Origin of the sequence: Sphingobacterium yanglingense (assembly GCF_004363245.1) — a bacterium.
In the GTDB taxonomy this organism is placed as follows: Bacteria; Bacteroidota; Bacteroidia; order Sphingobacteriales; family Sphingobacteriaceae; genus Sphingobacterium; species Sphingobacterium yanglingense.
The window spans coordinates 760,953-780,866 of record NZ_SNYV01000011.1 but is presented as its reverse complement, the minus strand read 5'-3'; the positions used below and the strand labels follow the sequence as shown (position 1 = coordinate 780,866).

Annotated in this window: 21 protein-coding genes; 16 read left to right on the top strand and 5 right to left on the bottom strand. The window is 42.3% G+C overall.

What is annotated here, in order from left to right; all coding sequences use genetic code 11:
- Position 1: 1 nt before the first annotated feature.
- Positions 2–1,327 carry a D-alanyl-D-alanine carboxypeptidase gene (locus CLV99_RS05660; RefSeq protein ID WP_133583503.1) on the top strand — a complete coding sequence of 442 codons (1,326 nt, stop codon included), beginning with the start codon at positions 2–4 and terminating at the stop codon, positions 1,325–1,327.
- Between the two features lie 79 nt (positions 1,328–1,406).
- On the opposite strand, the gene CLV99_RS05655 is transcribed toward CLV99_RS05660, so the two are convergent.
- A complete protein-coding gene (locus CLV99_RS05655) occupies positions 1,407–2,378 on the bottom strand; it encodes a helix-turn-helix domain-containing protein (protein ID WP_162850032.1) in 972 nt (323 codons plus the stop codon).
- Between the two features lie 311 nt (positions 2,379–2,689).
- Here CLV99_RS05655 and CLV99_RS23150 point away from each other — a divergent pair, with 311 nt between their 5' ends.
- The 10 genes from CLV99_RS23150 to CLV99_RS05610 all read left to right on the top strand — a co-directional run bounded on the left by CLV99_RS23150 (position 2,690) and on the right by CLV99_RS05610 (position 10,089).
- Entirely contained in the window at positions 2,690–2,860 is a 171-nt protein-coding gene (locus tag CLV99_RS23150) for a hypothetical protein (RefSeq protein ID WP_162850031.1), read from the top strand.
- A 64-nt stretch (positions 2,861–2,924) separates the two neighbouring features.
- Positions 2,925–3,974, top strand: a complete 1,050-nt coding sequence (locus tag CLV99_RS05650) for a lysophospholipid acyltransferase family protein (protein ID WP_133583501.1) — start codon at positions 2,925–2,927, stop codon at positions 3,972–3,974.
- 56 nt (positions 3,975–4,030) lie between these two features.
- The gene (locus CLV99_RS05645; protein WP_133583500.1) at positions 4,031–5,068 is read left to right on the top strand and encodes a sensor histidine kinase; all 1,038 of its coding nucleotides are present in this window, start codon (positions 4,031–4,033) and stop codon (positions 5,066–5,068) included.
- Between the two features lie 51 nt (positions 5,069–5,119).
- A complete protein-coding gene (locus CLV99_RS05640; RefSeq protein WP_133583499.1) occupies positions 5,120–5,872 on the top strand; it encodes a LytR/AlgR family response regulator transcription factor in 753 nt (250 codons plus the stop codon).
- Between the two features lie 2 nt (positions 5,873–5,874).
- The gene (locus tag CLV99_RS05635; RefSeq protein WP_133583498.1) at positions 5,875–6,453 is read left to right on the top strand and encodes a hypothetical protein; all 579 of its coding nucleotides are present in this window, start codon (positions 5,875–5,877) and stop codon (positions 6,451–6,453) included.
- A gap of 22 nt (positions 6,454–6,475) precedes the next feature.
- Positions 6,476–6,778 (top strand): hypothetical protein, encoded by a 303-nt coding sequence (locus CLV99_RS05630; protein ID WP_133583497.1) that lies wholly within the window; start codon positions 6,476–6,478, stop codon positions 6,776–6,778.
- A gap of 640 nt (positions 6,779–7,418) precedes the next feature.
- Positions 7,419–8,015, top strand: coding sequence for a hypothetical protein (locus CLV99_RS05625; RefSeq protein WP_133583496.1), 597 nt, complete (start codon positions 7,419–7,421; stop codon positions 8,013–8,015).
- 111 nt (positions 8,016–8,126) lie between these two features.
- Positions 8,127–8,528 (top strand): hypothetical protein, encoded by a 402-nt coding sequence (locus tag CLV99_RS05620; protein WP_133583495.1) that lies wholly within the window; start codon positions 8,127–8,129, stop codon positions 8,526–8,528.
- 143 nt (positions 8,529–8,671) lie between these two features.
- The gene (locus CLV99_RS23360) at positions 8,672–9,412 is read left to right on the top strand and encodes a C40 family peptidase (RefSeq protein WP_246032701.1); all 741 of its coding nucleotides are present in this window, start codon (positions 8,672–8,674) and stop codon (positions 9,410–9,412) included.
- 242 nt (positions 9,413–9,654) lie between these two features.
- Positions 9,655–10,089, top strand: a complete 435-nt coding sequence (locus tag CLV99_RS05610; protein ID WP_133583494.1) for a hypothetical protein — start codon at positions 9,655–9,657, stop codon at positions 10,087–10,089.
- Between the two features lie 89 nt (positions 10,090–10,178).
- Here the strand turns inward: CLV99_RS05610 and CLV99_RS05605 are convergent, their stop codons facing one another.
- Entirely contained in the window at positions 10,179–11,375 is a 1,197-nt protein-coding gene (locus tag CLV99_RS05605; RefSeq protein ID WP_133583493.1) for an ATP-binding protein, read from the bottom strand.
- A gap of 232 nt (positions 11,376–11,607) precedes the next feature.
- Positions 11,608–12,918 carry an ATP-binding protein gene (locus CLV99_RS05600; protein ID WP_133583492.1) on the bottom strand — a complete coding sequence of 437 codons (1,311 nt, stop codon included), beginning with the start codon at positions 12,916–12,918 and terminating at the stop codon, positions 11,608–11,610.
- Positions 12,919–13,396: 478 nt separating this feature from the next.
- Between CLV99_RS05600 and CLV99_RS05595 the strand changes: the two genes are divergently transcribed.
- The 4 genes from CLV99_RS05595 to CLV99_RS05580 all read left to right on the top strand — a co-directional run bounded on the left by CLV99_RS05595 (position 13,397) and on the right by CLV99_RS05580 (position 15,800).
- Positions 13,397–13,591: a cold-shock protein gene (locus CLV99_RS05595; RefSeq protein WP_133583491.1), complete on the top strand. Its 195-nt coding sequence runs from the start codon at positions 13,397–13,399 to the stop codon at positions 13,589–13,591.
- A 397-nt stretch (positions 13,592–13,988) separates the two neighbouring features.
- Positions 13,989–14,273: a hypothetical protein gene (locus CLV99_RS05590; protein ID WP_133583490.1), complete on the top strand. Its 285-nt coding sequence runs from the start codon at positions 13,989–13,991 to the stop codon at positions 14,271–14,273.
- A gap of 103 nt (positions 14,274–14,376) precedes the next feature.
- On the top strand, positions 14,377–15,456 hold the full coding sequence (locus CLV99_RS05585) for a resolvase (protein ID WP_133583489.1): 1,080 nt from the start codon (positions 14,377–14,379) through the stop codon (positions 15,454–15,456).
- Positions 15,457–15,539: 83 nt separating this feature from the next.
- Entirely contained in the window at positions 15,540–15,800 is a 261-nt protein-coding gene (locus tag CLV99_RS05580; RefSeq protein WP_133583488.1) for a hypothetical protein, read from the top strand.
- Between the two features lie 182 nt (positions 15,801–15,982).
- Here CLV99_RS05580 and CLV99_RS05575 read toward each other — a convergent pair whose 3' ends face one another.
- Together CLV99_RS05575 and CLV99_RS05570 are read right to left on the bottom strand one after the other, a co-directional pair.
- Positions 15,983–16,573: a hypothetical protein gene (locus tag CLV99_RS05575; protein WP_133583487.1), complete on the bottom strand. Its 591-nt coding sequence runs from the start codon at positions 16,571–16,573 to the stop codon at positions 15,983–15,985.
- 244 nt (positions 16,574–16,817) lie between these two features.
- Complete coding sequence (locus CLV99_RS05570; protein ID WP_133583486.1) at positions 16,818–17,879, bottom strand: endonuclease/exonuclease/phosphatase family protein; 1,062 nt, start codon at positions 17,877–17,879, stop codon at positions 16,818–16,820.
- 497 nt (positions 17,880–18,376) lie between these two features.
- Between CLV99_RS05570 and CLV99_RS05565 the strand changes: the two genes are divergently transcribed.
- On the top strand, positions 18,377–19,906 hold the full coding sequence (locus CLV99_RS05565; RefSeq protein WP_133583485.1) for a TlpA disulfide reductase family protein: 1,530 nt from the start codon (positions 18,377–18,379) through the stop codon (positions 19,904–19,906).
- Positions 19,907–19,914: the final 8 nt, after the last annotated feature.

Genomic DNA, 19,914 nt, shown 5'->3' with positions numbered 1-19,914 from the left:
TATGCGCAATTTCGTCTCTTACGTCATCGTTATGCTCTGCTTGTCGATCATGCAGAGCTGCGCTGTCAAAAAGCGTACCGACTGGCTATATGCTATGGGGCAGGATTCTTTGCTGAATAGGGCCAATTATGGATTGAAAATTATGGATATGGACAAAGGTACTACGCTTTACAGTTTAAATTCCAATCGTTTTTTTATCCCGGCAAGCAATACGAAATTATGGACGATGTACGCTGGCCTGCAGACATTCGGTGACAGTATTCCAGGCTGGAGTATCGCAGAAGACGATAAGCATATCTATCTTGAACCCAATGGAGATCCTACGTTTTTAAATGATGAATTCCCGGAGCAGCGTGTTTTTGAACTGCTTAAAAACTCACACAAAAGCTTACAGCTTGTCCTGCCAGAAAATACCGCTTTTGGACGGTTTGGCTCAGGATGGTCTTGGGGGACCTGGCAGGAGACCTATTCGCCGGAGCGTAGTGTGATGCCCATATACAATAACATGGTCCGGTTTTATAAGGAAGGTAATAATTTTAAAGCTATTCCCTCTTTTTTTAATAACCTGATCGAGCCACCTAAGGATGATGACCTGCGTGCAGCATATAGTAGTGTATTGCGTGCAGAGACCAGTAATAGTTACAAGGTGCAAAAGAATAGTAATCGAAATAGCTGGATAAGGCCATTTACCAGGCTTGATAACGATACCTTGGCTTATATGCTTCTAAGTGATACGTTAGGGCGAACCAATTCCAAGGTTCGTATGTCAATCGTCCACAATAAACCGGACAATCTGATATTTTCTCCAGTGTATACTGTGGCGACGGATACGTTGTTTGCTAAGTTGATGAAGCGCAGCGATAACTTCTTTGCCGAGCAGATGATGCTTATGGCCGGAAAGATAAGATATGGGGCATTTGCTGATTTCGGAACTATTAGCAAGTTACGGGAAGATCTATTTGATGGAATCCTCGATCAGGGAAAATGGGTAGATGGGAGCGGACTGAGCCGGGGCAACCTGATATCTCCAGAGGAATTTGTAAAATTGCTGACAGTAATCTATAAGGGTAAGGATTTTGAACGGGTCAAAAGAATATTGCCTCATGGTAACCAGGGGACACTGCAGGGACTATATGTGGGGTATGAAGCTAATATTTGGGCTAAAACAGGTACGCTGGCTGATCACCTTGGGTTGAGCGGTTATCTGAAAACAAAGAAGGGAAATAATCTGGCCTTCTCTTTTCTGATCAATAACTTTCGCGGTAATGCCAGTGACTATAGAAGGAAGATGGAGGAAATACTAATCTGGATTATTGAGTGTCTCTAGTAGTTTCCTATATATAGTATTTGTTGATTCATAGTTCAAAAGTCGTTATGATAGTGGTGGATATGATAATTATATTGAGCTAGTGTTTGGTGTGGATATAAGCACTGGGATACACGCCATGGTATTTCTTAAAAGCTTTACGGAAGGCTGCACTGTCACTATAACCCAATTGCTCGACGATGCTGCTGATGGCTACTTTGTTCAATAACAGTTCTGCGGCACGTTCCTGTTTCAACCGGTAGATATAGTACACGAGATTTTCGTTTTCAGTGATGCGGTACATACGTCCTAGATAATTCTTTTCGATGCAGAAATGATTGGCTAGCGCGCTGATAGCGGGTACCTGTTGATGGGTAGCGATACATTGTTGGATATAGTACTTTACAGCCTGTATCTTGTTCTGGATCGGTGATAAGGTCGCATCATCCAAGGTCTGCATCTGTTCGACCAGCTTAGCGATCGGAAGGTAGATCTGGCTGTCCTGTAGGATATGCCGGCCGGGACTAAGACCTAAGAGGTAGTACAGCTCGGCACGGTCCAGGTCGATGATCGGTATAGGGGTAGAGTGATAGAGTCTATCGGGGGCTAATACATGGGGCACACGGTCTGTCCCTACAGCGAGGTGCTCGGGATAGCGCTCGAGCCAGCGCGCAGCGACATTGAAACCTACGATCCAGTGGCGCCCTTTGGCTACCTCCATGGTATAATGGCCCTGCTCACCACGGATGAGGTGTTTGTGCCCTTCGTTCAGCACAGGGATACCCCGATAGGTATCCCATAGGCTATAAGCTCCCTTGAGCATATACTGCCAGTGTATATCGGGATAGCTGATCGTGACGGGGATTTGCAGCTGCCGCTGGGTCTCGATCTCAATGCTGTACAGGTATACATGCTTGGCATTGTGCCATTGGATGTTGCACCAGTCCTGCTGCGCATGCCAGGTGCGGCTCTCGCCATAGCCTATCGCGTACGAGAGGCCTCTGGGTAGGCGGGTTTCGGCTTTGCTGCCGGGGTACAGATCACCGAAATGGGCGATAAAACTAGGTATCATAAGCTGTTGGTTTGGTATGTGTTTAATGATTTTTGATACAAAGAACCCCCATGTAAAGAAGGCTGTCAAGTGACAGGGGTGACATGCAGGTTTATCTATCATAGCGATTTCTTTACCCACGAAGGATACGGTAGCTTTTGCGCCGTGACATCAGGGGACAATTTTCATTCGTCTCCTGTCGACTACCATTCATCCCCTAGGAGGGTTGTCTACCTTTTTTTACTTCATTTTATTTTTTGTTGGATACGTTTGGGGTATGATGCATGTGTTTTTGGGGCCCCATTTAAGGTTTTATTAAATGAACAAAAACGATGAAAACAAAAAGAAAAGTAACCGTGCATAGCACACCGTTGAAAAAGAAAAGAATACAGCGTGTCAAGACAGTGGCGTATACCACAGCAATTGTAGCCGCGCAGGTAATGGCACAAAGTAAGTCGAGCCCATGTGATGTCTTCTTGCCGGGCATACATTGGTATTGGTAATCTACAGTTACGGGGGCTGACCAGGATTGTGGAAAGTCTCCGTAACGATAAAAAAGTTAACGATATGGATACCGTACAAGATTACACAAAGGAGCTACAGCGGCTCCATGACAGACTCTATAAGGAAGGTATAGATTGGAATCAAACCATCGTGAATCGCCTTACCGATATGAGCGCGAATATGGCTTTCTTTTTTCCAGAATTGGACTACCGGGCGCACCGAAAGATATTTAGGGATAGCCTCTGGCAGCTCAAGATGGATACTTGGGACCTCAAGCTGTTTGCAGGGACGTACCCCTATAAGATAAGGGGATGGAAGGGGTTTCTACAAAAAATCAGAGCGCAGACAGGCATGATATGCACTTACCACTTTGGCGCCTATCAGTTGATCAACTACCTTCTCCTAAGAGCGAGAGAACCCTTTGCACTCCTGGTGGGAGACAAGGTGTACAACGAATGGGAGCAGCGTAACACAGGGCTGGAAAAACTGCTGGGCCGAGCTAGGCGCAAAGGCCGGTTTACCCTGATCAATGCCACCGATCGCGCATCGCTCCGTAAGATGTACGAGCTTAGCGCCCGGGGACATCATCTATTGGTATATGTCGATGGGCTGGAGGGGATAAAATATGGCAAAAGACATCTATTGGAGCAGGTCGAGTTTTTGGGCTGCGAGATTGAGGTCCCACGCGGAGCGATCAGCGTAGCACATGCGCTAAAATTACCGATCTACCCCATGCTGGCCGTTCGGGGGGAGAATACCATTAGCATAGAGAGCATGCCTACTATAGCGCCAGTAGCTCATTCTAATCGGACACTCTTTGCTCGATCGGTGCTATATAGGCTATACGGTTGGTTTGGAAGCTATTTAGTGCACTGGCCAGAGCAATGGACGAACTGGCCGTTCCTCCAGAAGATAAGGCCGGATGCACAGTACAGGTGTGGCGAGTGGTATACACTGGAAAAGGAACCTTATGACGACCCGATGCAATATGGTATATACTACAGGAGTGATGGCATTTGTGACTTGTACCGCAAACGGGATTTAGTAAAGTTCTCAATCGCTCAGGAAAAAATTGACACGCTACGGTTGACAGGCTACGGAGGTTCGCCGTAATTTATTAAGCATCAGAAGTTTTTGTATATTAGAGCTACTAAACAAAATTTTAACCTATGCTTACTAAAATCTTCTTACAGGAGAGCATTAGGGTTCAGTTGATTTGTTGGCCATTATATATGCTTCTGATGTTGCTCATCAACAGTAAGGTGCACCCAGAAACGGGTTGGCTCAGCCAGTTACTGGCCTGGCTTATTCTACTCGTCGTTTTCAACGGATGTCTGGCGATATTGTACGTTGTTTTTTTGAAAAAAATGGTCTGGAAGTCTATCGTGCTCATCATTATACTCTATGTCGTGCTTACCGAAGGTGTACACTATATGGGGAGGGGGTGGATCGAGCTCAAGGAAGAGCTATTCTCTACCAAACGCGAACAGTACTACTGGACCATGTTTGCCAATTACATTGGGGTATGGATTATGGCGGGGGGCTTGCTCTTTCACATCAAGTCGCGTGTCAATGATCGTTTAAGGCGGGAACAGGAGCTGCTACGTTATGAAAAAGAAATAGAGGCCAAGGAGATGGAGTTTGCTTTGCGTACGGTACAGTTGAGTCCGTATTTTCTATTCAATGTGCTCTCGGGTATGCGCAGCAGGACGCAGACGGTACTTCCAGAAGTAGCAAAGGATATGGATAGTCTAGCTGATTTGATGAAGTATACCTTGTCTGCCTCCGAGGAAGGTAAAAAGAAGGTGTTACTGTATAAGGAAGTGGAGGCCTTGGAATGCTACATCGCATTGGAACGGAGCCGTTTTGAAAATACCTATATCGACTATACGGTGCAAGGTATGTCGCTATCGCACAAAATCGTGCCGGTGTCGCTAATCACATTGGTCGAGAATGCCTTCAAATATGGAGTATATACCGATGCGCAATACCCTATGGAGATAAGGCTGTTGATTACGGACGATATGCTGCTGTTTGAATGCACCAACAAAATCGATAGAGCGAAGGTCGGTCTGAGTTCGCTGGGGACAGGACATAAAAACTTACGCTCCAGATTGGAAATTGCATTTCCGGGACGCTACCACTTCGAAGCTTTGGAGATGGCCGACGATTGGTATTATACTGGATTAAGGATAGACCAAGGGTAGTGCATGTGATTATAATTCAGTAACTTATGATAATGCGTAATATGTACACATATGAAAAGATTGAAATGTTTGGTCGTAGATGATGAGATAGAGGGCATCAATACCTTGAAATCATTGATAAAACAAAGGCACGACCTACTTTATGCAGGGGGTACACAGGATGCCCGTCAAGTACTTGCACTCATAGAGAAGTATCATGTGGAGCTGGTCTTTGTGGATATGCACATGCCCTTTATCCATGGATTGGAACTGATGAGCCTATTGGTCGGTCGGGTAGAGGTAATCTGCTGTTCAGCAGACGTTGAATATGGCGCAGCGCTTTTTCAGTTGGGTATAGCATTCTACCTCACCAAGCCTGTCAAGCCAGAGCATTTTCATACAGCGATAGATCGGGTATGGCAGAGGATGGCTACAAATCGAGCAGGCGCAGGTGGTTGTGAGGTAGTACCGCTCGGCTTGGAAGAATACGTTATGTTTAAGCTCTTTGGAGGCGGCGCGCTGAACCTTCAATTGATCGATATCGAATGTATAGAAGCGGATTCCGATGAGTCTTTGATAACACATACCGACGGCACCCATAGGGTTAATTTGCCACTGGTCGAATTTGAAAAGCTACTACCTACAGAACACTTTATCCGTGTACATCGCGGTTTTATACTGGCATTCAAGAATATAGGGAGTGTAGATAGTAAGTGCGAGATGATAACCCTACGCAACTCGACCTGCACGGCTGTGCCGGTAGGACGTACGTATAAGGATAGGGTAATGAATGCACTGAATACGAGAACAATTAGATACAGATAGAAATGACAATTACAGCACTTCAGTGCCAATTCGAAAGCATTTGGTCGAAATTTTTAGAACTTCAGAATGAAGCTGGCATAAAAGAGAGGCGTGCCGTATTATTAGCTTTTAATAAGCAGATTATGGAGTTTGTGACCGCGCTGGACCACTTCTGTTCGGATATGCAGGAGCAGGTTGACGCACGCATAGAACTGCAGCAGGCAATAGAACACTCAGGTATTAATCACACGGCCTACGAGGGCTTTTACCTTGACCAGATAGCATTCTATAGGCAATGGTTAAGTGGTTTTGCCGAACTGATGCCCACCGGCAGAGCAAAGTGTAGTATAGGGCTTACAGCACGACAGATGCTCTTGTTGTTGCGCCTCGCCCGCGATACAGGTATACTCGCCGAGCAGCAGCTAAAACCTTATTTTTATTTTCTGCAGGCAAGCTTCAGAACAAATGCACAGGACAATCTATCGTACGAAAGCCTGCGTAAAAAGTACAGCCAACTGGACCGGTATACCATTATCAACGTACGGAAGCTACTCGAAGAAATGCTGGTGCAGCTAAAACATTATCAGGACAAAACAGCGTAGGACAACCTAGACACTAAGCTTTATGGAACAGTTAATCAAAGTATTGATTCAGCAGAACAAGAAAGGATTGAAGTTGACCAAAAAACAGAACCAGCTTATCGTAAAGCTGATTTCGGTATTGACCCCCACCGACAAAGAAGCCCTACAGAAGATGATCATTGACAACTCAGACCTCAAAGATATTTTCAAAGTTGCCGATACCAAATTCTATCGCCTCAAAAAGCTATTCACCTCCTATGAGCTCGATTCCAAAGATTACTACCTCACCGACGAAATCCTCAAAGCCATCAAAAAACACAAACGCAAACCCGAACCCCAAGTCTAACATCTCATATCTCACATCTCATATCTCACATCTCTAATCTAACTACTAACTACTAAATACTAAAATCTAACTCCCCTCCACACATTCTCTGAACCTTCTATGCGCCTTCTATGAACCGCAAACACCCCTAAAAAGAACATAAAGCAAACATAAAACAAACAAGCGCCACACAACAACGACACATGTTTGACACAATAACCACACATGTTTGACACAACAGCGACACATGTTTAAGACAATGATATCTCATATCTCCCATCTAAATACTAATATCTAACTACTCAATACTAACATCTATCCCTACATTCAGCAGAATTGCCACCTTCGAATTTTTTTGCAACTGAAATGGGATGCACTGCCATACAGCAAAAAGATTCCAGTGGCGAGTTTTGCTACTTTTGCGGTCAAAATTGCGGAGCAATCTCCGAAGGAAACTAGGTGCCCGTCTGGCACCGAAGACAAGAGATGCACTTCCTTTCCCTTCCTATTCCTTCCTTTTTCATCCTATATCGTCACAACAGGCTAACAACCATTGTTTTATCATTTTTTGTTTAAACCTTTGTTTCGTAAGCAGGTCGGAAGGCGCCCCGGTAGCAAGCTTGCACAAACAGAATTATAAACGTCAATAAATTTTAAAAAAATGGCAAAATCAAAAGACAACCTGATCATGCAGGGCACATCAGGTAGAGTAGGACGAAACCTCGTGTTTCGATTAAAAGGCGATCAGACCATCATAGCCAAAAGAGCTAGGCAAAAGGCCAATCGCGAGTATACCAGCGATCAGCGGGCGGTCATGAACAAGTTCACTAGAGCGGCACTGTATGCCAAAGCAGCGATACAGGATCCGCAGCTTAAAGAAGCCTATCAGGCAAAAGCAAACATCAATCAGACGGCCTACAACGTAGCCTTTAGAGACTATCTCGTAAAGCCCTATGTAGCACTATTGGATGATACCGAATACAAAGGTAATACCGGCGAGACTATTTCCTTATTGATCAAAGACGTGCTTAAGGTCGTCGATGTCAAAGTAGAAGTGCTGGGGCCCAATGATGCGGTCATCGAGAGTGGAATAGCCACAGTGACACCCGCTGACAGCACAAGTACACAATGGAAGTATACCATGACCGAGGACAACCCCGATTACGAAAATTCCAAGTACCGAATTACGTTGACCGATACCCCCGGCAAAAAGACCGTAGAAATCAAAGACTATGGTGAGGATTCGACCCCAGATTAACTTATAGGTAGTCTAACGGAACGGGCCTTCGGGCCCTTCCTAATATCTAAATACTAATATCTAACTACTAAATACTAACATCTAAATACTAACTACTAAATACTAAAAAAAATGGCAACACTTACACACAGATTACCGGCTTCCAAGCAAGGGTGGAGGTTAGGACAAAATATTATCCTTTCGAATTTAAAAACATACTTAATCAGTCGGTTAGTAATATTTACATTATTATTTACTTTAATAGGAAAAGTACTCGTTTGGGTAGACCCGACAGCAGGGATACTCGACATCGGTATCCTCACGATAGCCCTGTTTGGACTCCTGGTCAGCCTCGCTGCCGTACTGTGCAGCCTCTGGTTGCAGGAGCTATTATGGCAACCCTTTAAAGTCTTTCGCAAGGATTTTCTTTCACATTTTAATCAATTGACATCATGGCAACAATGTATTCTTTATTTCTCAGTTTTCTTCTTGCTGCTGTTTGCAGTGTTAAAGGGAGTAGAAGTAGTTTTCTAGCCCTCTCTATTCCCTCCAATACCCATCCGTCATTTTCCATGACGAGGACATACTTTTTTTCCGCTAAAAAGTATGCAAAAACCGGAACGAAGTGTAGCTCAGCGAAGCTAAACTCATCGCTTAAAACTTTTGACACAAAGTCCGTGCATCCCAGTACAATCGTCAAAAATTTTGTAGGCGATAAAGGAAGAAAATTTACAGAACATGCTTCTCTTAATTATGGCCCTAGGTCGTTGAACGACCTTTTAGCATATGAAGTCAAAGGCCGTAAAGCTACAGATTGCAATTCTGTACATTTTGCATTAGGTCAGGAGTCCCAGTCGAAGGGAGGGATACGAGGGCAGGCGACCTTGGGACCCGCCGGTGTAGCTTTACGAAGCCGTGATGAACATAGGATAAACAGTCTTGATCTTTGCGGCACTTTCTATCAAGGGAAAGTGCCTAGGCAGTCCGCCAATGAGGACAAAAGAAGCCTTATAATTACCATTGCTTCAGCAGAACTAGGAGTAAAAGAAGCTACGGGCAACAACGACGGCCCTCGTATCGAACAATATCTCCACTACACCGACCTAGGCCCTGGGAACGAATGGTGTGCTGCCTTTGTCTCGTGGGTTTATGGGAAGGCAGGCTTTGCACAGCCCCGTAACCCATGGTCTCCGGTATTGTTCCCAAGGGCGAGAAGCTACAAGGACACCGATAAGATAAAACCAGCAGATCTCTTTAGCATCTACAGCGCTAAGCTAAAGCGAATCCATCATGTCGGGCTGATCAAAGAAAAGCAGGGATCGTACATACGGACTATCGAAGGCAATAGCAACGATAGGGTAGAATCCCGCAGAAGACATCAGCGGACGGTGTATAGCTATGCGGAGTGGATTGATTGATAGTATTTAGATATTAGTATTTAGTAGTTAGACTGAGTGGTCAGTGACTAGTAATAAATAAGGAGTCTGAGCAAATTCTTTACAAATTCGAACAATGTCGCCTGTGAAGCTTTTGACATTAGTAGTGGGAGGCACTACAATACAGTCAAAAGGTTCGAGCGACGAGTTTTGGACACTTTTGCGGTCAAAAGTGTCACGCCTGTCCAGCATGGAGGACAACCTTTCTATAAATTTATTCAGCTATGAAAAACAAAATATTATATTTCCTGCTCCTCACGGTATGTTTCGGATGCAAAGTAAATAAAGAAAAAAGTGAGCGGCTGCAGGAAGACAGGCAGGCGCAAAGCCGTGTGGAATCTATTACTTCTTGGATGCAGTTCAATAGTAACGACAGCAGCTACCGCTATTGGCACTACAAGGGAGATAGCAGCTTCTTCTTTCATCCCGATCTCGGTCTTTGGAGCCGCTCGGGGCAGATAGCCTATGGCGAACAGCGCGCGTTAAAGCGCCAAACTACAACAGTAGATCATAGCTACGACAGTATCGGTACGGAAAATAACAAGACAGAGAGTCTGACGAGCAGCAAGAAAGATAGCTATCCGCTATCTGTGTGGCCTTGGCTATTGGTAATCATCTCTATGATATTGCTGATATACAGGCTGTGCTGGCGGAAGTGATAACATGCCCCGGATCAATCGGGGCATGTTAAGGTTTAATTTTATTTATCGCAATTGTGGTTGCAGTAATGACAATTGCTGTATTTTATTTAGTACATAAATCCAAAAAGCCATAATGGAATCTTGTTCTGAAAACCAAACTCGATATCATCAGCGACGACATAGGCATTGTTTAGGCCTTGGATCTGCTTATCTGATTTGTCTTTCCCTCCAATCTCGAATGTGTATTTTTCGTCTACCATAAAATCTCCTTTGTCGGTATAGTTTAAGCGATGTTTATAGATCAGTTGATTCGCAAAGAAGGTTTCTCTTAGCGTGCCCTTGCTTGCATTTTCCCGTGCCAACAGGAATGCTAGATTGGTGTTTTCTAAGTACATTTTAGAAGGTTTTTGCAATATACTAATACCTTCTCCTACTTTAAAGATATTTCGTGTAAGTCCGATTTCATCGAGATAGTGTATATAGGAAAGTAAAGTAGAGCGATTGATTCCCATCTTTTCACTTAATTTAGCAATATTAGGTGAAAATGGCACAGACTCAGCTATAATGAGTAGTAATTGTTTTATCTTACTGATATAGGCAATATCTACATTTCGTAAAAGAGGAAGTTCGATTTCTAGAATCATGTTGATTACCTCGGTGAGACGTAAATTGTACAGATCCAGTTGCTCTTGGTAGTAGGGATAATATCCATAGGTCAAGTAATTTTCAAAATATTGAAAGGGGCGAATGTCTGTCGTTATTTCGTGAGAAAGTGTCAAATGTTCCCTAAGGATTTGATCCAAGGTATATATAGGCAATGTTTGTTTCGTTTCTAAAGAGAGAAATTCACGGAAAGAAAAACCTTGCATTTTATAGATTACGGCTCTTCGGCTTAGATCGGCACGGGCATTAAGGATTTCAAGTAGGGAGGACCCTGTAAATACGATCTTCATCTCGGGATAGTCATCATAGAAGTTTTTTAAAAGCTGTGCCCAGCCTTCGTATTTGTGAACTTCATCCAAGAAAAGTATTTTTCCACCTTTTTGATCAAAATTTTTGACCAACTCGAAGAGCGTGTGTGTATTGAACCAGACTGTATCAAGACTGACGTAGAGTACTTTGTCTAGTTGGTCCATCAGATTTAATTTTATGTACTGTAAGATTAAAGTAGTTTTTCCGATACCTCTAGCCCCTTTAATACCTATTAAGCGAGCATCCCAGTTTATTTCGTTGATAATATGGCGTACAAAATCTGTCTTGATATACCGCAGACGTTGTTGAAATTGTTGTATTAAATCTTCCATTCTAATCTTTTCTCCTTTTAGCTAATAATGCAATTTGTTTATTATATTAAACAAAAATAGTTAAAAAATGTTTAGTGTAGTAAACAAAATTTGTGTTTTTTGTTTACTGGACTGAACATAATTAGGCTTATTGGTCTTGTGTATTCATACAAGAGAAAAATCGGCCCTCGAATGATCGAGAGCCGATTTTTTTTGCAAGTAGCCCCGGCCGATCGGTGTCTGCTAGGATTTACTACATGTCGTCTAGGGAGTAGACTGTGAAATGCTGTTTGTATTTTTTTAGTTCGGTGCAGAGCGCCTGTGCTTTTTGTTTTAAGGTGTCGAGGTCGATTTTTTCGGCGTTGCGCTTTACTTCTGCAAATAAAACGACTTTATCCAAGTCATTGAGCGCTACGATATCGATTTCATTTTGGTTTTGTTTTTCCCAATAGGTGCCGATTAGATTATATCTCTTTTCTGCTTTAAACTTTTCGATAAAGTATTTCTCAAGTATTTTGCCCGAATAGGTTGCGTAATCGCGGTCTACGATCTGCCTGATGTAGCCCAGATTATTGGCCTCTACAGCACTACGGTTCTTGTATATAAACCGAAACCAAAAACTCAAAAAGTTATCTTCGATACTATATTTAACGCTGCGGCTATTGGGTTTGGATAATACAGGACGAACACGTTTTATCAGGCCATATTCGTTCTCTAACCGATCAAGGAAACCTCCAACCTGTATTTCTAGAATAGATTCGATTTCGGCTCTTGCGGTTCTGCCCGACACAATGAGGGATAGGATAGAAAAGTAATTGCCATAATCTTTACCGAACTCCTCGATAAGTACATTTCGACCCTCATCTAAAAAGAGAGAGTTTTCTGATAATAGGGCGTCTAGTATATCCGTTTGGGTAAATGCATTCGCTGCTACGAGCAGTTCAACATATTTGGCGACCCCACCGGTTATCATATAGAAAGCTAAAAGATCTTCGCTCGTGTACTGCGGGTAGTAGTCCTGAAGAATTTCTTTTAAAGTGGCAATGTCAAAAGATTTGAGTAAAATACGGTTGTTGGCCCTTCCAAAGAGGGGCTCTTTTGCACCTTCAAAGATCTTTAGCATCAAAGAGTAGACAGAGCCACATAGTATCAAGTTTATTCTACTTTCAGACTTATTAAGATCCCATAACTTCTGCATATCGGAGAATACCGAGCTATTGATTGAAGTGAACTCTTGGAATTCGTCGATGATAACCGTAAAGTGTTGCTTTTTTGATAGGTCCATCAACCATCCAAACAAATCTTTAAATGTCTTTATTTCACCAAAGAAGGAGACTCCTAGGCTTTGTTTTACAACTTCTGTGAATTCTAAACAGAGTAATGCTTCGCTCTTTTTGGCAACAAAGAGATAGATATGTGGACTATCTTCGTGGGCTTTGAGTAGGAGACTGGTCTTACCGATACGTCTTCTGCCGACCATGAAAGTCATCTGCGCTACATGCGTAGAGCGGTCTTCAATCTTTTGAAGTTGTAAAAGTTCGCTTTCTCTATTATAAAATTTCATCCGTGAGTTGATCTTTAATTATCGCAACTGCTGTTACAGTAATGGTGGTTGCGATAATAAAGGTAGATATTTTTTTGGAAATATATTGATTTGCTTGTTTTTACAAAAATTAACCCTACCTTTGTGTTATTATAAGGCCCTGCCTACGCTCTTTCTGACTTCGTTAAGTTAACTCTTCACTTCTTTCAGTCCAGCTTTCTCAGATGCCATTTTAAGGTTATCAATGATATGTACAGCATTTGCTGAGTGGTATTGAATCAATATTTTTAATTCCCCCATATATTTCTGCTAACATGTGACACATTGTGTATACCAGCAATTTTTTGGTATAGCATGTACTTCCATTTATTCAAGCTTAATCGAGGGCTTACGAACCACGATTGAAGTGTTTGAGAAATGAAATAATAGATTTTAAATCGGTTTTTAAATGCCGATAAGCAAATAGTCAAATAATTTTTTATCAATAATAGTTAATACAATGCAAGAAGGAATAGTAAAGTTCTTTAACGAGACAAAAGGTTTCGGTTTTATTACCCCATCAAACGGTGGTGATGATGTTTTCGTACACTCGACAGGTTTAGTAAGTCATATACGTGAAAATGATAACGTAACATTTGATGTAGAAAACGGGAAAAAAGGAATCAACGCAACGAATGTTCGCGTAGCAAGATAATTTGTTCATTTCATTTTTTTTACCTTCGATGCGGCAGGCGAAAGTCTGTCGCATTTTTGTTTTGATTGTCAGATATTTAATGGTATATTTACGGAAGACAAACTGCAGATAAACTTAATCCCCCACGAGCAGATTTGTTCCTTATGTCAGACGAATCGTTTTATACGCCTGGTCCCCAAACAGTGAATTGTCGTCTAGAAACGTCGAAAACCCTCTGTATTATTACATTTTTTTTAACAGAATAACTAATTCATAATATCATGAGTAGAGATCAGAAAAAAACAAAGAGTACAACCGAGAAAAAGCAATCATCTTACCAAAAGGAGAAAGGTTCCGGTTCCAAAGAAACGACATTCAATTTCTTCGATAAAAAGAAAAAATAGCATTGGGAGGTCTTATGATACAGTTTGAAAAGATTACGCACGAGATTTTACGTCTCCTAAAGAATAAGGGCTATAATGTACTGACATCGAATAACCGAATTACAGATACTGATATTTATTGGTACCCGGAGCAGATCATCAGTATCGCAAAATATCGCTATAACCTTAATGATAGGGGGTATAAAGAAGCATTGGGACATCCTGTAATAGTACGGATACAATATGCATTGGATAATATGAAGGAGGATGAGCTGCGCGGGATGGTGTATACTACCTCAAGAGATACGCTGCCGGATTAACAATGTATATCCCTGTTTTCAGCCAATTATTGGGTAAATGGAGTTGTTTTGTTGTGGGATTGTTGGATTACTGATATCTTCGGGCAAACTAGTAAATATACGCATGAAGGCTCTAAATAAAATGTTCATTTTGGCTGCTGCTCTAGGCACCTTGACGGCATGTAATTCACAGGATAAAAAAACGGAAACGAAGAAGGTGGAGACAGCGGCTGTCCAGAAAACGGTCACCTTTGCCGACTTTAAAAAAATAAAAGGCGTAGACAATGTGCAGGAGGTGCCTTTTCAGCTATTTACCAAACTGGACTCGGTGCATTTTTTTGTAGCACCGAGCAAGGATTCGTCTTCCCTGAAGGTGGCGCGTCACAACCTGGATAATTACTATGGTTTTGAAGAGTCCGGAGACTTTTATGCGATACATTTTAGCATTGAAAATAATATCTCGAATAGTATTGAAGCTTATGTGCTGAAATCGGAGTTTACCGCTTCGTTTGACCTGACGCTAAAAGGAGTGAAATTGGACGAGATCAGGAGTAGTACGTACAAGGCAGTAGACGATTTTAAGAATAAGTCATTCGATAAATATGGATCTATAATCGAGGTCTCGGAGCAGGATTATGTAAAAGCTTCTAAAGGCAGAATAGATGAAGTCATGGTGAAGAATCCGAATGTTAAGTTGAATAATAACAAGTGGATATATATAGATGGTGGTCAGGAGCATGTCATCGCCCAGTATGAAAATAATTCTGATGAAGAAGGGATATTTTACAATGCGTATATCGCGCAGTCGAAGTTTCTAAACCTAGAACTGTTTCAGGAGAGTTCGGACGCGGCAAATGAAGATTATTACACATTTTATGATCCTGCTAATGGAGCTAAGTGCGACATCTATGCAGTAGGCTATCCGCAGATTCTCCCTACTAAGGACCGTCTCTCGTGGGTGACTTCCAATTCTAGTGTGGGTAGTGATTTTGTGGTCTGCAAGTATGTGGCGCAGGAGAAAGGACAGCGGAATCTGTTGTATGTCAACTTTACCAACTTCAAGATCGCAGATGATAAAAAGGCATTCTGGGCAGATCAGAATACGTTTTATGCAGCAGTGTACCCACTTAATTCGGCCTCCGCATCGGGTAAAACGCAGAAAATGGCGTTCATCAAAATTCAATTGAAAGAAGGGGTATTGTAGGGGGCTGTTAAAGAGGTGGTGCTGTTGAGGTTCTGAAAGTATCCGTCTTTGCGAGTTGCAATTCTTCATGCCTTGCGTAATCTATGCCATTTTATCGTGGTAGTGCTAGTACTTCCTTACAATCTAATTTAATGTCGCCTGGGAAGCTTTTGACAATAGCAGACGGAAGCACTACAGTACAGTCAAACCGAGTCTACGAGCTCAGCGAAGCTAAAGGTTCGAGCGACAAGGGTTATGGATATAATGATTTGATGTTAAATGAATCCATGAGCTCACAGGGTTCGGTTGGACACTTGGCCGATACCAAGTGTCACGCCGGTCCGGCATGGAGGACAAAGGAATAATGAAGATGTTCCAGTGTATAGCTTTTAGATGCTACGATATTCGGAGCGGGCTCTACACCGCAGCCGGCATACGATATAGTTTACAAACCGAGCTTGCGAGCTCACCGTAGGTAACCTGTCATTGGGAAGAATGAAGCAATCTAAAGTAATGTCGTGGTCAAACCTATAGCAACACACTACACCTAATCCAAAAATTCTGTCTTGCAGTAATCAATTTTGTAACTTCCGTTTTCCTGCATCAGTGTTACTTCATTTTCGGTCTTAATCCCATGGCCATAGTCAATGAATACACGATAAAGCCCGTCTTTAAGTTTACTGACCGTTAACTGCTGTAGCTCTCCGATATCGCCATTGCCTCTTCCAAATAACCACATCTCACGCTCCTCGATGGGATAGATCTTGCCCCATTTTTCTTTGTATTTTTTTTCTACCGCCGGATACTCTTCATCAGTCAGGTTTGAAGGACCGTACAGTTCTCCAGAGTCGGCTATAAATTCCTGAAAACGCTTGGTACATAGCTTTTCTTCTACATTATAGTCCGGAAAATATTTGTCCGAGCTTTTGGTCTTGAAGATGTTCTTCAGCCATTCTTCTCCCTGATCATGGGATTGGTCTGTCGTATTTTCTTTTTGTACGTCTTTCGGATTAGACACTTCGTCGCGAGTAGTAATTGCTACCGTATCGACCGTATTCTGCTTGGAATTGTTGTTTGTTTGATTGCAAGCACTGATCAAAAAAGCGCCTAAGCAGATGGAGAACTGTTTTATATACATATAAATTGAAATAGACTCCAATATTAAGAATCTTTGGAGATAAAGACAACCCCTGTTATCGGCTATATTTTTTAGATTAAAGATAGGTATGATTTAGAACATTTTGTTTTATTACAACGGTAAAGGAGGCTCGATGGATTATCTGATGGAAAATAGCCACTCACTGTAGATCTTGATAAGCTATTTACTGTCGCTATGTGGCGATTAGCTTATCAGATTGTAATAGCTTTACTGACGTCTGATACTATCTATTATCGCTTTCTTCCTCTTTACCTTCTTGGATCAGTTCATTTACGTCCTGCATCTCGTCTTTATCTAGATTTTCGACACGCTCTTCCTGATCATCAGACTGCCGGTCGATATGGAAGGTGCAGGATACAGGAAAATGGTCTGACCCTATATCTGGGAGAATCGTCAATCGGTCGATGAATACCTGAGCACTATGGAATAGTAGATCCAGTGGAACTCGAAAGAACCAGTACTTAGCATGGAAAGTAGAGAGTATTCCTCGGCCGATGCGTGCATCGATAAGCTGGCTTGTTTTTCTGAAAAGGATGGAGCTCTTTGCCCAGGCTACATTGTTAAAGTCTCCAGCAACTACTACAGGTAATGTATAGTGACGTACGCGCTTGGCTACACTCAGAAGGTCACCGTCACGCTCTTTTGAGTTCTCTTCTTCGGTGGGACTCGGTGGTGGCGGATGTATACCAAAAAAGATAAAGCGATGCCCATCCTTAGTCTCAAGTTCGACTTCAATACTAGGGATATCATCGGCTACAAAATAATGTGTCTGAATCTTTATCACCTGGAGATGGGTGTAGAAGTGCATTCCGTAGGTATTGTCTAATGTGACTTTTTGGGTATTGGGGTAGTCGTTCTCTAGCAGACGCAGTGCCTGTTCCCAGCGGTTATCACTTTCCATCGTAAACACAATGTCAGGCTTTTCTTTTTGAACGAGTGTTATAAAACGAGCGTACTCTAGATTATCCTGATATACATTACATGAGATAATTTTAATATGATCTGAAGCGGAAGCTGATTTTTGAATTGCTGGTGTTCGCCAGAATTTAGTATACCGTGACAAGATATACATATGATAGAGAATCAACAGCAGTTGTACAGATTGTACCAGCCAGAAGAGTAGGTCTCTCGTGTTAAAAATGAATAGCAGGACAAAGGCAATCAATTGTAGAATAAGGATCTGTAGCTTTAGGAACTCGGGTACGCGGAAGATCCAATGTTGATGTTGTATAAAGGGGAGAATGCCTAGGATGATAAGCAAAAAAGATAGTAGTAGGGCGAGCATATATAAAGTTTGTTTTAAATAAATACACTCGGGCGAAATGTTTTGTTTTTGTATACCTGTTTTTTTACAAATAGGGACTATCTTTATTCCTAAATCTATTTCAATGTATATTCGTTGAAATAAAGATAGAACGCAAAAGCGATATAGGGAAATTTTGGTGGGAAGAGTGAGCATGAGCTTAATGTAAAAACGTCTAGGTATAAATCTATTGAGGTAGACATCAACGGCCGGAAGACTTGGGTGTCTGCCAAAGAATTGCAGACTTTGTTTTATGTGGGTGAAGATCTACAGGATGGTAGTCGGTTCCCGATTTCATCGAATTGCGATACGTCCTATGCCTATGATGTCCTTTTTTGTATTGTCCACCTAAGACGCTTCGAATATCTTGTATTGAATTTTTCAGAGTGCAGGTACCAAAATTAAATCTTAGACAAAGTGTGGGGTTCACTGTCTTATAAATATCAGCTGATTTTTAAATAAACACTAATATTAAAAAGATGAACAAGCAGAAATTAACTATTGTCGGATTGGCACTAATGGGCGCTATGGTCGGCAACGCTACCTTTGACACAGTAATGGCGCAGGAAGGTAGCAAGACGGAGCAGATGGCGCCTAAAGAGTTGAAAGCCCTGCAGAAGAAGGTTAAGAATAATTTTGATAGCGTGGGATACCATATGGAGCTGATCAAGGCGATGGGAATAGAAAATCCCGAATTGTTTAACCTGTACGAAGGGTGGATGAAGGAGAAGCCTACAAACGCCAACATCCCGTTTGCGTTAGGAACCGCATTGGAACGTGAATATAGCCCGAAGGCCAAGACATATTTGCTGAAAGCGATCGACATCAATCCGAACCTAAAAGAAGCATATGCCGCATTATGGTCGGATGCCTCTCGCTGGGGTGAGGAAGAAAAGGGGAGGTCATACTTAAAGAAGATTACGGAAATAGATCCAGAGGATGCGAGTTATGCGTTTTACTATGCGAGCTCGTTCAAGAATGTAGATCCGGCCAAAAATAAAGCATTGAGTCTTGCTGTTGCGGATAAGTTCAACAGCAGCGAACGTGGTGCACAGGCGCTGTATTGGTTAGCGCATCAGACGCAGGATCTCCAAGAAAAGGAAGCGATATACGTACGTCTTAAAAAGGATTTCTCACCAGCAAAGTTTAATTGGTCTGGAAGTGGTATGTCTGCGTACAATGACCTGTTGCTCAAACAACAACGTTATGCCGAAGCAGGAGCATTGGGCACGGAGCTTTTCGAGATGACGAAGCAGGAAAATTGGCAACAGAATGCTGAAACAGCATTAAAGTTTGCAGCATGTAAGCAAGCAATGGATAATAAGGACTGGGATAAGGCGTTGGCTATACTGGATGGGGTCAAGGTATCGCGATACTCTTCGGCATTCAAAATCATTCCGGTGAGTAAAGCGGAGGTATTGCATCTGAGTGGACAGACGGATAAGGCGTTTGGTACTTTAATGGAGTTCTATACGAAGTCTCCATCTCCTGCTGTCAAAGAATCTTTAGTGACCTATGGAAATGTATTGGGTAAGGATAAAGCTGCTGTGCAGGCTGCGATATCAAGCAGCTTGAAGGCAAATGCAAAAGTAGCTACACCTTTTAATCTTAAAAATTATGCTGGAAGCAGCAATAGCCTGTCTGACTTTAAGGACAAAGTAACTTTTATTACCTATTGGTACCCGGGCTGTGGCCCGTGTAGAGGTGAGTTTCCGCATTTTGAGAATGTGGTGCGTAAGTTTTCTAAGGACAGACTGGCGTATATCGGAATTAATATTGTATCCTCGCAGAATGATTATGTATTGCCATTCCTGAAATCAACAGGGTATAGCTTTATGCCACTGGAAGATGTGAAAGGTAGGGATAAAGGGAATCTGGATAATCGTGGAGCAGCTCCAATGAATTTTCTAATCGACAAGCAAGGTAATCTTATTTTTGAAAACTTCAGAACCGACGCGGATAATGAAGACGAACTCGAGTTGATGATTAATGAAGTCAATCTACTCTAACATAAAAA